At 69.4% G+C, this 13844-nt stretch carries 11 protein-coding genes; 7 read left to right on the top strand and 4 right to left on the bottom strand.

Features of this window, described 5'->3' with window-relative positions; all coding sequences use genetic code 11:
• Nucleotides 1-94: 94 nt before the first annotated feature.
• Entirely contained in the window at nucleotides 95-2875 is a 2781-nt protein-coding gene (locus tag AB0Q90_RS18360; RefSeq protein ID WP_363164096.1) for a penicillin acylase family protein, read from the bottom strand.
• A gap of 228 nt (nucleotides 2876-3103) precedes the next feature.
• On the opposite strand from AB0Q90_RS18360, the gene AB0Q90_RS18355 reads away from it, so the two are divergent.
• From AB0Q90_RS18355 to mscL, 6 genes are all read left to right on the top strand, one after another.
• The gene (locus AB0Q90_RS18355) at nucleotides 3104-4654 is read left to right on the top strand and encodes a potassium/proton antiporter (RefSeq protein ID WP_363164097.1); all 1551 of its coding nucleotides are present in this window, start codon (nucleotides 3104-3106) and stop codon (nucleotides 4652-4654) included.
• Between the two features lie 336 nt (nucleotides 4655-4990).
• Entirely contained in the window at nucleotides 4991-6283 is a 1293-nt protein-coding gene (locus AB0Q90_RS18350) for an MFS transporter (protein WP_363164098.1), read from the top strand.
• Between the two features lie 67 nt (nucleotides 6284-6350).
• Nucleotides 6351-6653 carry an FmdB family zinc ribbon protein gene (locus AB0Q90_RS18345; protein ID WP_363164099.1) on the top strand — a complete coding sequence of 101 codons (303 nt, stop codon included), beginning with the start codon at nucleotides 6351-6353 and terminating at the stop codon, nucleotides 6651-6653.
• Between the two features lie 99 nt (nucleotides 6654-6752).
• Entirely contained in the window at nucleotides 6753-7586 is an 834-nt protein-coding gene (locus AB0Q90_RS18340) for an S-methyl-5'-thioadenosine phosphorylase (RefSeq protein WP_363164100.1), read from the top strand.
• 176 nt (nucleotides 7587-7762) lie between these two features.
• Complete coding sequence (locus tag AB0Q90_RS18335) at nucleotides 7763-8314, top strand: hypothetical protein (RefSeq protein ID WP_363164101.1); 552 nt, start codon at nucleotides 7763-7765, stop codon at nucleotides 8312-8314.
• A gap of 138 nt (nucleotides 8315-8452) precedes the next feature.
• Entirely contained in the window at nucleotides 8453-8929 is a 477-nt protein-coding gene (gene mscL, locus AB0Q90_RS18330) for a large conductance mechanosensitive channel protein MscL (protein ID WP_363164102.1), read from the top strand.
• Between the two features lie 52 nt (nucleotides 8930-8981).
• Here mscL and AB0Q90_RS18325 read toward each other — a convergent pair whose 3' ends face one another.
• The 3 genes from AB0Q90_RS18325 to pflB are packed head-to-tail and all read right to left on the bottom strand — an operon-like array spanning nucleotide 8982 to nucleotide 12351.
• Entirely contained in the window at nucleotides 8982-9164 is a 183-nt protein-coding gene (locus AB0Q90_RS18325) for a hypothetical protein (protein ID WP_363164103.1), read from the bottom strand.
• A gap of 52 nt (nucleotides 9165-9216) precedes the next feature.
• The gene (gene pflA / locus AB0Q90_RS18320; protein ID WP_363164104.1) at nucleotides 9217-10041 is read right to left on the bottom strand and encodes a pyruvate formate-lyase-activating protein; all 825 of its coding nucleotides are present in this window, start codon (nucleotides 10039-10041) and stop codon (nucleotides 9217-9219) included.
• A 12-nt stretch (nucleotides 10042-10053) separates the two neighbouring features.
• A complete protein-coding gene (gene pflB / locus AB0Q90_RS18315; protein ID WP_363164105.1) occupies nucleotides 10054-12351 on the bottom strand; it encodes a formate C-acetyltransferase in 2298 nt (765 codons plus the stop codon).
• 228 nt (nucleotides 12352-12579) lie between these two features.
• Between pflB and AB0Q90_RS18310 the strand changes: the two genes are divergently transcribed.
• Nucleotides 12580-13839 carry a low temperature requirement protein A gene (locus AB0Q90_RS18310; RefSeq protein ID WP_363164106.1) on the top strand — a complete coding sequence of 420 codons (1260 nt, stop codon included), beginning with the start codon at nucleotides 12580-12582 and terminating at the stop codon, nucleotides 13837-13839.
• Nucleotides 13840-13844 lie beyond the last annotated feature (5 nt).

The raw sequence follows: 13844 nt of genomic DNA, 5'->3' as shown, positions 1-13844 counted from the left end.
TCTCCTTCCTCATGAGAAAGGGGCCCTCCACGCGCGTGCGTGCAGGGCCCCTTTCAAACGACGGTCCGAAGCGCTCGCCTCAAGCGCCCGGCTGCTACGGCTTCAACACCAGCGTGTCGCTCGTGCTCTTCTCCACAGCGTCGTCGGAGAAGGACCAGTCGAGCAGCTCGCCCTTGGCCCACTTGCTCGTCTGGTCGGTGTAGTGGGCGCTGTAGGCGTGCCCGGAGGCTCCCGTGAGGTTGATCCACTTCGACTTGTCGAGGTCGCCGAGGTTGACCACCATCCGCATCGACGGCACCCACACGACGCCGTAGCCGCCGGCGGCGTTCCAGCCGGAGGCGTTGACGGTCGCCTCGCCGCCGCTGAGCTTCCAGGGGCCGCGGTTGAGGATGTACTGCAGGAAGCCGGGGCCTTCGGTTCCGAGGGTCTGGTTCTTCAGGAACAGGCGGTGCAGCCGGCCCCAGCTCCAGGTGTCGATGTCCTTGCCGAGCTTGGCGGTCAGCTCCCAGCGGGCGTCGATCATGGCGCGCTTGAACAGCTCGTCACGGTTGTCGGCGCCGGGACGGGTGCCCGACTTGGGCGTCTGCCACCAGTCGCTGTCCTCGTCGTCCATGAGCGTGCGCACGACCTCGAACCAGCGGTCGCCGCCGTCCGGCTGCGCCTGGTCGGCGTCGCGCTGGCCGCACTCGCGGACCTCCTCCACCTCGTCGGCGGGCCCGGTGGTGTTGACCGGGTCGACCCACAGGCACTGACCCTTGACCCGCAGCTCCTTGGGCAGCTTGTTGCCGAAGGCGAGCTTGAGGATGTTGCGCCAGACCGAGTTGAAGTAGGCGGCGGCCGCCGAGTCCGCGTCCTGGGTGTAGTCCCAGCCCTCAAGCAGCTTCTGCGCCTCGCGGACGTCCTTGTCCTCGATGTCGATCTTCAGCAGCTTGGGCACGATCAGCTTGGCGATCTCACTGCTGTTGTCCAGCTGCATCTGGCGCATGTCGTCGGTGGAGATCTTGCCGCCGTCGTCGATCTTCGACTTGATCAGGTCGGTGATGCGCTGGCTGCGCGTGCCGTAACCCCAGTCCGCGGTGAGGGTGTAGGGGTATTTGTCCCCGTCTATCACGGCCTGGTTGGCGGTGACGATGTACCCGCGCGCGGGGTCGTACTCGTAGGGGAGCTTGTTCTGCGGGATGTAGCCGGTCCAGCGGTACTTGGAGTCCCAGCCCGGCTGCGGGACCGAGCCGTCGACTCCCGCCGCGCGCGTGGGGATCTTTCCGGGGAGGGTGTAACCGATGTGGTCCTTGGTATCGGCGTAGATCAGGTTCTGCGAGGGCACGTCGAACAGGGCGGCGGCCTCGCGGAAGTCGTTCCAGTCGGTCGCCTTGTCCATCGCGAAAACGGCGTCCATGGAGGTGCCGGGTTCCAGGGCGGTCCAGCGCAGGGAGATGCCGTAGCCGTCGCCGCGGTCGGGGGCGGCCGTGTCGACGGAGGCCTTCTTGCCGACCTTCACCAGTTCGTCGCTGCGGTCGGACAGCAGGGGACCGTTGTTGGTCTCGCGGACGACGATGGTCTTGGACTTGCCGCCGGCGACCTCGATGGTCTCGTCGCGCGTGGTGAACGGCTTGACCTTGCCGTCGTACAGGTAGCCGTTGCCGGTGAGCTTCTCCAGATAGAGGTCGGTGACGTCGACGCCGGAGTTGGTCATGCCCCAGGAGATGTCCTGGTTGTGACCGATGATCACACCGGGCATGCCCGCAAAGGTGTACCCGGAGACGTCGTACTGGCACTTGCTGGAGATGCTGCGGCAGTGCAGGCCCATCTGGTACCAGACGGACGGCAGCGACGCCGACAGGTGCGGGTCGTTGGCCAGCAGCGGCTTGCCGGTGATGGTGTGGTCGCCGGAGACGACCCAGGAGTTGGAGCCGATGCCGTTGCCGTTCACGCCGACGGCCGCGGGAAGGTCCTCCAGAACCTCGTAGAGGCCCGACAGCTGGCTCTGGAGGGCCGTGGTGCCCGAGGCGGACGCGGTGTCCGTGGAGCCGCTGGTGGCCGTGCCGGCCGCCCCGGCGGTGGACGTGCCCGTGCCCGACGTGCCGTCGCCCTGCTCGAACGCCTGGGTGAGCTCGTCGTACCGGCCCTCCTGGACGATCGTCTTGTTCCGGTCGTACGGGTAGTCCGGGTACAGGTCCTCGATCTGCTTCGGCCCGAGGCGGCTGGTCATCAGGGCGCGGTCGATCTCGTCCTGCATGTTGCCGCGCAGGTCCCAGGCCATCGCCTTCAGCCAGGAGACCGAGTCGACCGGCGTCCACTGCTGCGGCTTGTAGTCGTTGCTGAAGCCCAGGGCCGCGTACTCCAGGGAGATGTCCTCGCCTTCCTTGCCCTTCAGGTAGGCGTTGACTCCCTTGGCGTACGCCTGGAGGTACTTCTTCGTGGAGTCCGACAGCTTGGTGTCGTACTCCTCCTTCGCGATGCGGTCCCAGCCCAGGGTGCGCAGGAACTCGTCGTTGTCGACCTGCCCCTCGCCGAACATCTCCGACAGACGGCCGGAGGTCATGTGCCGGCGCACGTCCATCTCGTAGAACCGGTCCTGCGCCTGGACGTAGCCCTGCGCCATGAACAGGTCCTCGTCGGAGGAGGCGTAGATCTGCGGGATGCCGTAGCCGTCGCGTTTCACGTCGACCGGGCCCGACAGGCCGTCGAGCGTTATCGATCCCTTGGTCTGCGGGAAGGAGGCGCGGACGGTGCTGATGGACCAGTACGCCCCGTACGCGACGCCACCGATGATGGCCAGGACGAGCACGAGGACGATCAGACGGGCTCTGCGCCCCTTCTTCCTGCCGGACTTGCCGGGCTGCTGACCCGTAGAGGCGGTGGTGTTGGGGGGCATCGCTGTCCTTGCTGTCCTAACGCGAGCGGCAGGCGGTCCTGGAGTGCTGGAGCAACCATAGGCGCAGGGCCCCTCGCCACTTGACGCGGAGTCGGGAACCAGCGCGCACGAGCGTTCGATCATGCCTGGAGAAGCGTCAAGAAATCGTCAAGAGTTAGGTAAGGTAACGAAGTAGTTGGGTGCGGAGAACCGCCACTTCGTGTCCTATGTACGTGAGCTCACGCGCGCGTGCCCGTGAGCCAGGGAAGGGAACGGCCGCTGACTGTCCACCACCTCAACCAGCTTCTGCTCGTCTGCTCGCTCGTCCTGCTCGTCGCCGTCGCAGCGGTCCGGATCTCCTCGCGCAGCGGGCTCCCCAGCCTGCTCGTGTACCTGGGGATCGGCGTCGCCATGGGCCAGGACGGCATCGGCGACATCAAGTTCGACAACGCCGAGCTGACGCAGGTCATCGGATACGCGGCCCTGGTCGTGATCCTGGCCGAAGGTGGTCTGGGCACGAAGTGGAAGGAGATCAAGCCGGCCCTGCCGGCCGCCTCCACCCTGGCGCTGGCCGGGGTCACGGTGAGCGTCGGGGTCACGGCCACTGCGGCGCACTACCTGACCGGGCTGGAGTGGCGCCAGGCGCTCATCATCGGGGCGGTCGTCTCCTCCACGGACGCGGCAGCCGTCTTCTCGGTCCTGCGGAAAATCCCCCTCCCCGCGCGCGTGACGGGCACCCTGGAGGCCGAGTCCGGCTTCAACGACGCCCCTGTGGTCATCCTGGTGGTCGCCTTCTCGCACGCGGGTCCCGTCGAGCACTGGTACGTGCTGCTGGGCGAGATAGCGCTGGAACTGGCCATCGGCGCCGCCATCGGCCTCGCCGTGGGCTGGCTGGGCTCCTGGGGGCTGCGGCATGTGGCGCTGCCCGCCTCCGGCCTGTATCCGATCGCCGTGATGGCGATCGCCGTCGTGGCGTACGCGGCGGGCGCCCTGGCGCACGGCAGCGGCTTCCTGGCGGTCTACCTCGCCGCGATGGTCATGGGCAACGCCAAGCTGCCCCACTGGCCGGCCACACGCGGTTTCGCCGACGGACTCGGCTGGATCGCCCAGATCGGCATGTTCGTCCTGCTCGGCCTCCTGGTCACGCCGCACGAGCTGGGCGACGACATCCTGCCCGCCCTCCTCATCGGCCTGGTGCTGACCATGGTGGCGCGCCCGCTGAGCGTCACGCTGTGTCTGACCCCGTTCCGGGTGCCGTGGCCGGAGCAGACGCTCATGTCCTGGGCTGGCCTGCGCGGCGCCGTCCCCATCATCCTGGCGACGATCCCCATGGTGAACGGCGTCGAGGGCAGCCGCCGGATCTTCAACATCGTCTTCGTCCTGGTCGTCGTCTACACCCTCGTCCAGGGCCCGACCCTGCCGTGGCTCGCCCGCAAGCTGCGGCTCGGCGGGGACGCCGAGGCCGCCGCCGACCTCGGCATCGAGTCGGCCCCACTGGAGCGGCTGCGCGGACATCTGCTGTCGGTGGCGATCCCCGAGGGGTCGAAGATGCACGGCGTCGAGATCAACGAGCTGAGGCTGCCGCCCGGGGCCGCCGTCACCCTCGTCGTGCGGGACGGAAAATCGTTCGTGCCCCTGCCCACGACGGTGCTCCGGCGCGGCGACGAGCTGCTCGTGGTGGCCACGGATCCCGTACGGGACGCGGCGGAACGGCGGCTGCGCGCCGTGGGACACGGCGGCAAGCTGGCCGGGTGGCTCGGGACCAACGGAGAGGGCGCGGCCCCGGACTCGGGGCGCTGAGCGGGACTCGCGAGCCGGGCCGTGGGTGGTGCGCGACCCGTACCAGGGGCGCGCATGGTCGTTAAGGGAGCGTTTCTTACCGTTCACACCCCCTGCAATCGCAGGCGCCGCACCGCACGGTGCTCGTTTTCACAGGCGCACCGGACTTTGATCCCTGTACGATAAAGGCGCACGTTGATCGAACCAACTCTGCCTGACGCAGAGCTGGCGCGACCGTATGGCGGCCGGGACGCCTCTCCCGCAGTGGGCGCCGGTATCTACCGCAGTTCCGCGCAAGAGGACAGCTCTCGGCGCCCCCGCACGGGCGCGCTACCAGGCGGCAGAAAGGCACGGGCCGTGGAATCCACGGTCACCACCGAGCCGTCGAAGACCTCGCCGGCTTCCTCCCGCCCGGGATACGGACAGCTGCTGCGCACCCGCGGCGCCTGGACGTTCCTGCTCCCCGGTTTCGCGGCGCGCCAGCCGTTCGCGATGCTCACCATCTCCATCGTGCTGCTCGTGCAGCACACCACCGGCTCGTACGGCGCCGCGGGCGCCGCCGCGGCCGTCACCGGCGTCTCGATGGCGCTGTTCGCGCCGTACAGCGGCCGCCTCGCCGACCGGTACGGGCAGCGCACCGTCCTGATCCCCGGGGTCCTGCTGCACACGGCATCCGGCCTGACCCTGACGGCGCTCGCGCTGGCGGACGCGCCCCTGTGGGCGCTGTTCGCGGCGGCCGTGCCCACCGGCGCCTCGGTCCCGCAGGTCGGGCCCATGGTCCGTGCGCGCTGGGGCGTGAAGCTCCAGGGCTCTCCTCTGATGACCACCGCGGCGGCCTTCGAGTCCGTCACCGACGAGCTGACCTTCGTCGTCGGCCCGCTGCTCGCCACCGCCCTGTGCACCGCCGTCGACCCGGCCGCGGGCCTGGTCACGGAGGCCGCGCTGACGTTGATCGGCGGCCTGCTCTTCGCCGCGCAGAAGAGCACGCAACCTGCTGTCGCCGTCGACGGGCACGCGCGCGTGGAGCACGCGTCCGCGCTGCGCATCCCCGGCGTGCGCGTGCTGATCGTCACCTTCCTGGGCATCGGTTCCGTCTTCGGCGGCATGCAGGTCTCGCTGGCCGCGTTCACCGAGTCGATCGGCGAACCGGGACTCAACGGCGTCCTGTACGGCGTCTTTGCCGCCGGCAACATGCTCTCCGGCATCGCCTGCGGTGCCATCGCCTGGAAGGTGGCCCCGCAGCGGCGCCTCGTCCTCGGCTACGCCGCCCTCGCGCTGGCCGCGTCCGGACTGTGGGCCGCGCACTCCGTGCTCGTCCTGGCCGGCCTCGGACTCCTCGTCGGCATGTGCATCGCGCCCGCGCTGATCACCGGCTACACGCTGGTCGAGAGCCTGGTACCGGCCGGCGCCCGCACCGAGGCCTTCACCTGGCTGACCGGCGCGGTGGCGCTGGGCCAGGCGGCCGCCGTCACGGTCGCCGGACAGCTGGAGGACCGCTTCTGGGACGGTGCCGGATTCCTGGTCCCCCTGGGCGGCACACTGCTCGCCCTGGTCACCTTGCTGGCGCTGCGCTCGCGGCTGGCGGCGCGGCCCCACAGCCGTACCGTCGCACGTGGCGTCGGTCACCGCGTGCCGGTGACGGTGGACTGATCCCGAGGAATACGTCACTATGGACCGTCGTTAGCACTCATCGAGTGAGAGTGCCAGGAGGAAGACAGTGCCGACCTACCAGTACCAGTGCACCGAGTGCGGCGAGGGCCTTGAGGCGGTGCAGAAGTTCACCGACGACGCCCTCACCGAGTGCCCCAACTGCAGTGGCCGCCTGAAGAAGGTGTTCTCCGCGGTCGGCATCGTCTTCAAGGGCTCCGGCTTCTACCGCAACGACAGCCGCGGCTCCTCGTCGAGCAGCTCGCCGGCATCGTCGAAGCCGTCGACGTCCTCCTCGGCGTCCTCGACCTCGACGTCCTCGGACTCGAAGTCGTCGGGCACCAGCACCTCCAGCAGCAGCTCCGCCGCGTAACCACGCGCTCACGGGACCCTGACGTCGTACGACGTCGGGGTCCTCGGTGTTTTCCGGAGCCGGTCTCTGCGCCGCTCGGCCGCCGGATACTGTGACGGCATGGCGAACGCAGAGATCGGTGTCATCGGCGGTTCCGGCTTCTACTCGTTCCTCGACGACGTGACCGAGATCCAGGTCGACACCCCGTACGGGCCGCCCAGCGACTCGCTCTTCCTCGGCGAGATCGCGGGCCGACGGGTGGCCTTCCTGCCCCGGCACGGACGCGGCCACCATCTGCCGCCGCACCGCATCAACTACCGGGCCAACCTGTGGGCGCTGCGTTCGGTCGGCGTGCGCCAGGTCCTGGGCCCCTGTGCGGTGGGCGGCCTGCGGCCCGAGTACGGCCCCGGCACCCTGCTCGTCCCGGACCAGCTGGTCGACCGTACGAAGTCCCGGGCGGGAACGTACTTCGACGGTCTGCCGCTGCCCGACGGCACCGTGCCGAACGTGGTCCACGTGTCGCTGGCCGACCCGTACTGTCCCGCCGGGCGGGCGGCCGCGCTGAAGGCGGCGCGCGGGCGGGACTGGGAGCCGGTGGACGGCGGAGCGCTGGTCGTGATCGAGGGGCCGCGCTTCTCGACGCGTGCTGAATCGTTGTGGCACCAGGCGCAGGGCTGGTCGGTAGTGGGGATGACGGGCCACCCCGAGGCGGCGCTGGCCCGCGAACTCGAACTCTGCTACACGTCGTTGACGCTGGTCACGGATCTCGACGCGGGCGCCGAGACCGGCGAGGGCGTCTCGCACGACGAGGTGCTGCGGGTGTTCGCGGCGAACGTCGACCGCCTGCGGGATGTGCTCTTCGACGCGGTGGCCGCACTGCCCGCGAACGCGGAGCGGGACTGCCTGTGCACGTCGGCTCTGGGCGGGATGGACCCGGGTTTCGAGCTGCCCTAGCGCCGGGACGGGGCCACACCTGTGGACGGGCGACGTGGAGCCAAGGGGCGGAACTTTCCGTTCGAGTGAGGGAGTTGTCCACAACCCCGAGGTGGTCCACCGGCCTCTGCGGGCGGCTGCGAGAAGCCTCATCGTGGGTTCGCAAGCCGATCCCTCGATTCAGGTGGTGGTTCCCCGTGTCCGTTCTTCCGTCCCCGTTCCCGCCCGCATCCTCCTCGCCCCTTGTTCCACACCCGCGGGCGGACACTCCGCCCACGTGCGAGGTGCCGCACTTCGCACCGGTGCGTGTGCGCGGCGGCCGCTATCAACTGCGCCGGCTCGTACGGCACCGACGGCGGGCCGTCGCCGTGGGTCTGGCGGTCACCGCGGCCGCGCTCGCGGCGGCGGGCCCGCGGGACACCGATCGGGCACGCGGGCATCCGACGGCGGAGCCCGTACGGGAGCAGCGCGCCGTTCGGACGGTGTCCGCGCCGGTGCGGATCGCCGACGGGGCCACGGTGCGGCTGTTGCGCCCCGGTGACCGAGTGGACGTCATCGCGGCCGAGGCGACGGCGACGGGCGGGGACGCTCGTGTGATCGCGCGCGGGGCGCGGGTGGCGAAGGTGCCCGAGCCCGTGGACGACGCGGTCGGCAGCGGTGCGCTGGTCGTGCTCACGGTGCCGCGCTCCACCGCGGCTCGTCTCGTGGGCGCGAGTGCGACGGCTCGGCTGGGGGTGACGCTGTGCTGAGCCGGGTGATTCGCCTCCTGCGTGACTGCCTGTCAAGTCCCTCGTTCGAGCTACCTGATTGGACAGGGCGGCCCAGCGCTGACGTAGGTTGCGGAGCGGTTTGTTCCACAACTGGCGCGTGTGAGGAGAGTCCCCGAGGTGAGCGAGAAGAAGGAGCCGGGCGTCTGGCAGGGCTTCAAGGCCTTCCTGACACGCGGGAACGTCGTCGATCTGGCAGTTGCGGTGGTGATCGGCGCCGCCTTCACCAACATCGTCAACTCGGTGGTGAAGGGCGTCATCAACCCGCTCGTCGGAGCGATCGGGACGAAGAACCTCGACAGCTACAGCTCGTGTCTGAAGGGTCCGTGCGAGAAGGCCGCGGACGGCACGGTCACGAGCGGAGTGATGATCCTTTGGGGCTCCGTCCTGGGGGCGACGCTCAGCTTCGTGATCACCGCGGCGGTGGTGTACTTCCTGATGGTGCTGCCCATGTCGAAGTACCTGGCGAGGCAGGCTGCCCGGGAGAAGGCGAAGGAGGGCGCGCACGAGGTCATCGAGGTGACCGAGCTGGAGGTCCTCAAGGAGATCCGCGACGCGCTGGTCGCGCAGCGGGGCTCCGGCCACGACGAGCGGTAGCGCAAGCGCTGAGCGGGGCCTGGCAGGCGGCGGCCGGCTGGGCCCGTCGGGCTCAGAGGTGGTGGGGCGGCTTCTCGTCGAGGAAGCGCTTGAGGTCGGCCGCGCTGTCACTCGTGGCGCTCGGCCGCTCGCCCCACCCGTGGTCCGTGTCGTCCGAGGACTGCTGGTCCAGCGGGTCGTCGAAGATCAGCGCGGCCTTCGGCTCGCGCGGCTCGGGGTCGGGGGCGGTGCTCATGCGTCCAGGGTACGGGCCCCCGGCCGAACCTGGCGCCGGGCCGGCCGAGGACTCACACCGCGTACAGACCGTGGGCGGTGAAGACGCTCCTGGCCAGGGCGGTCTGCTCCGGGGTGGGGCAGGGGGTGTCGTGCAGGGCGAAGGGCCGGCCGAGCGCCTGCCACTTCGCCTCGCCCAGCTTGTGGAAGGGCAGGACGTCGACGCGCGAGACGTTGCCGAGCGAGGCGGCAAAGGCGGCGACGCCATCGATGTTTGCCGGGTCGTCGGTGAGGCCGGGAACGAGCACGAAGCGGACGTGGACCTCCTTGCCGAGGTCGGCCAGACGTCGTGCGAAGTCGAGGGTCGGTTCCAGGGGGCGGCCGGTGACCTTGCGGTAGGTCGCGCGGTCCCAGGACTTGATGTCGAGCAGGACCAGGTCGGTGTCGCGCAGCAGCGCGTCGGTGGCCCGGACGCCGAGGAAACCGGAGGTGTCCAGGGCGGTGTGCAGGCCGAGTTCGTGCTTGAAGCGGTGCAGCAGTTCACCGGTGAACACCGGCTGCAGCAGGGGCTCTCCCCCGCTGACGGTGGCGCCGCCGCCTGCCGCCGCGATGAACCGCGTGTACTTGGCGGCTTCGGCGACGACTTCGTCGGCCGTGGTGCGCTTGCCGTTGCGCATCCGCCAGGTGTCGGGGTTGTGGCAGTACAGGCAGGTCAGCGGGCAGCCGGACAGGAAGGTGACGAACCGGGTGCCCGGGCCGTCGACGCCGGTCGACAGGTCCCACGAGTGGACCGACCCCACGGCCGGGCGGCGGGTCGCCGCGGCGGCCGGGGTGGTCGCCGTAGCGGCGGGGCGGCCCCGCGCCGGCGTGGCCGGCGCGGGCGGAAGAAGCGTGGTCATCGCCCCTCCCCCTTACAGCGATCCGTGGAAGGTGCGGTTGATGACGTCCAGCTGCTGCTCGCGCGTGAGCCGGACGAAGTTGACCGCGTAGCCGGAGACCCGGATGGTCAGCTGCGGGTACTTCTCGGGGTGCTCCATCGCGTCCTCCAGGGTCGCCCTGTCGAGCACGTTGACGTTCATGTGGAAGCCGTCGCTCGCCATGAAGCCGTCCAGGACGCCGGAGAGGTTGGCGATGCGCTCCTCGGGGGTACGGCCCAGGGCGTCCGGGGTGATGGTGTTGGTCAGCGAGATGCCGTCCTCCGCGTCGTCGTACGGGAGCTTGGCGACGGAGAGCGCCGAGGCGATGTAGCCGTGTTCGTCGCGGCTGTTCATGGGGTTGGCGCCGGGTGCGAAGGGGGCGCCGGCGCGGCGGCCGTCGGGCGTGTTGCCGGTCTTCTTGCCGTAGACGACGTTCGAGGTGATCGTCAGGACCGACTGGGTGTGCACCGCGTCGCGGTACGTCGGGTGCTGCCGGACCTTCTCCATGAAGTCGTGGACGATCCAGCGGGCGAGCTCGTCGGCCCGGTCGTCGTTGTTGCCGTACGCCGGGTAGTCGCCCTCGACGACGTAGTCGACCGCGAGGCCGCTCTCGTCGCGGATCACCTTCACGCGTGCGTGCTTGACGGCGGAGAGGGAGTCCGCGGCGACCGACAGGCCGGCGATGCCGCACGCCATGGTGCGCAGGATCTCCCGGTCGTGGAGGGCCATTTCGAGGCGCTCGTAGGCGTACTTGTCGTGCATGTAGTGGATGACGTTGAGCGCGTGGACGTAGGTCTTCGCGAGCCAGCCGAGCATGGCGTCGTAGCGGGCGAGGAGGGTGTCGTAGTCGAGGTACTCGTCGGTGATCGGCTCGAAGCCCTCGACGACCGTCTTGCCGGAAACCTCGTCGCGGCCGCCGTTGATCGCGTACAGCAGGGCCTTGGCGACGTTGACGCGGGCGCCGAAGAACTGCATCTGCTTGCCCATGGCCATCGCGGAGACGCAGCAGGCGATGGCGGTGTCGTCGCCGTACTTGGGCCGCATCAGCTCGTCGGACTCGAACTGCAGGGCGCTGGTGTCGATGGCGACCTGGGCAGCGTACTTCTTGAAGGCCTCGGGCAGGCGCGGGGACCAGAAGACGGTGAGGTTGGGCTCGGGGGCGGGGCCGAGGTTGTAGAGGGTGTTGAGGGCGCGGAAGGAGGTGCGGGTGACCAGGGGGCGCCCGTCCTCGCCGAGGCCCGCCATGGACCAGGTGACCCAGGTGGGGTCGCCGGAGTAGAGCTCGTTGTACTCGGGGGTGCGCAGGAAGCGGACGATGCGGAGCTTGATGACGAAGTCGTCGATGAGCTCCTGGGCCTCGGACTCGGTGAGCAGGCCGCGCTCGATGTCCCGCTGGAGGTAGATGTCGAGGAAGGCGTCGATGCGGCCGATCGACATGGCGGCGCCGTTCTGTTCCTTGACGGCGGCGAGGTAGGCGAAGTACAGCCACTGGACGGCCTCGTGGCCGGTGCGGGCGGGGCCGGAGATGTCGAAGCCGTAGGAGAGGGCCATGACCTTGAGTTCCTCAAGGGCGCGGATCTGCTCGCTGGTTTCCTCGCGTTCCTGGATGACCTGCACGGAGGGCCATTCGGCGTCGAGGAGAGCCTTGACCGCCTTTTTGGCCGCTATGAGCCGGTCGACGCCGTAGAGGGCGACGCGGCGGTAGTCGCCGATGATGCGGCCGCGGCCGTAGGCGTCGGGAAGGCCGGTGATGATGCCGGAGGAACGGCAGGCGCGGATCTCGGAGGTGTAGGCGTCGAAGACACCGTCGTTGTGGGTCTTGCGGAGCTTGGTGTAGATCTCCCGGACGGCCGCGTCGGCTTCGTACCCGTAGGCGTTGAGGGCGCCCTCGACCATCCGCCAGCCGCCGTTGGGCATGATGGCGCGCTTGAGCGGAGCGTCGGTCTGGAGGCCGACGATCAGGTCGAGGTCGCGGTCGACGTAGCCGGGCGCGAAGGCGTCGATGCGCGACGGGGTGGTGACGTCGACGTCGTAGATGCCGCGCTCGATCTCGGTGGGGAACATCGAGAGGAGCTTGTTCCAGACCTGGATGGTGCGCTCGGTGGGGCCGGCGAGGAAGGAGCCGTCGCCCCCGTAGGGGATGTAGTTGCTCTGGACGAAGTCGCGGACGTCGATGGCGTCGCGCCACAGGCCGCCGCTGAAGCCCGCCCAGGCGTCCGTCTGCACCGACGCTTCCGGGGCCGTTCGGGCAACAGGAGTGGCGGTCGTGGTCTCCGCAGGGCTGGCAGTCATGGCGCGCACCTTCCGCTTGGCTTCGCCGGTTCGACTCCATTGCACGCCCGCGGCGCGGATGCCGGGCCCCGCGTTGGTCCTCGTTTGCGGGCCGAAGGTCCCGGCGGTACGCGGCCACACGGGCGGAAGAGTCGTCTGACCTGCCGTTTTCATCGAGTCTTCGGACCCTCGCGGATTTGTGAATCCGTTCACAAGAAATTGGGCGCGGTATCTGCTGTGCTTGGACGCATGACGTCCAGTTCACCGTCCCCCAGCGCGTCCGAAAACCGTGGTCCCCTGCGCAGACTCACGGCACGCGGCCGCGACGAGGCCCACCGGGCCGCCACCCCGCTCGAACTCTTCTTCGACCTGTGCTTCGTCGTGGCCATCGCCCAGGCCGGGGTGCAACTCGTGCACTCCGTCGCCGAGGCGCACACCGGCGAGGGCATCCTCAACTACGCGATGGTCTTCTTCGCCATCTGGTGGGCGTGGATGAACTTCACGTGGTTCGCCTCCGCCTACGACAACGACGACGTCCTCTACCGGGTCGTCACCCTGGTCCAGATCGCCGGCGTGCTGGTGCTGGCCGCCGGAATCTCCAGGGCCTTCGAGGACCACGAGTTCCTGGCCGTCTGGCTGGGCTACGCGATCATGCGCCTCGCGATGTCGGCGCAGTGGCTGAGAGTCGCCCGATCGAGTCAGGGCCCCGAGAGAACCATGGCCCTGCGCTATGTCGCCGGCGTGCTCCTCTGCCAGGTCGGCTGGCTGGGCCTGCTGTTCCTGCCCGAGGACGCCCGGCCGTGGGTGTTCCTGGTGATGGCGGTGCTGGAGATGTGTGTGCCGCCGTATGCGGAGAAGGACCACCCGACGCCCTGGCATCCGCGACACATCGCCGAACGGTACGGACTGTTCACGATCATCGTGCTCGGCGAGACGATCGCCGCCGCCACGGTCGCCGTGAAGTCCGGCATCGACGAGAACGACGCGCTGGGCGAGCTGGTGCCGATCGCCGCGGGCGGGCTCCTGATCATCTTCGCCGCTTGGTGGATCTACTTCGTGGTCCCGATCCACGGACATCTGCGCTCCAACAAGCAGGCCTTCCTGTGGGGCTACGGCCACTACCTGGTCTTCGCCTCGGCCGCCGCGATCGGCGCGGGCCTGGAGGTGGCGGTCGAGCAGGCCGTCGGCAAGGCGCACATCTCCACGCTGTCGGCGTCGGCCGCCGTGACCCTGCCGACCGCGCTGTATCTGCTCACCGTCTGGGCGTTGCACTCACGGCACTTCAAGGTGGGCATCGCCCAACAGCTGGTCCTGCCCACGACGGCGCTGCTGGTCATCGCCTGCACGTTCCTGGGCGACTGGGCAGTGCTCGCGGCGGGAATCGTCTCGGCACTGGCGGTGGCGACCGGGACGACGCTGACCTCGCGCATGGTCGCCCGGGAGAGCAGGACGACAAATCGCAGCGACAACGACCGTCTGACGTCGCCGGACGGCGTCGACTGGACATGATTGGC

Origin of the sequence: Streptomyces sp. NPDC079141 (assembly GCF_040686775.1) — a bacterium.
In the GTDB taxonomy this organism is placed as follows: domain Bacteria; phylum Actinomycetota; class Actinomycetes; order Streptomycetales; family Streptomycetaceae; genus Streptomyces.
Note: the sequence above shows the minus strand (reverse complement) of the source record. Positions and strands in the feature narration are given on the sequence as shown.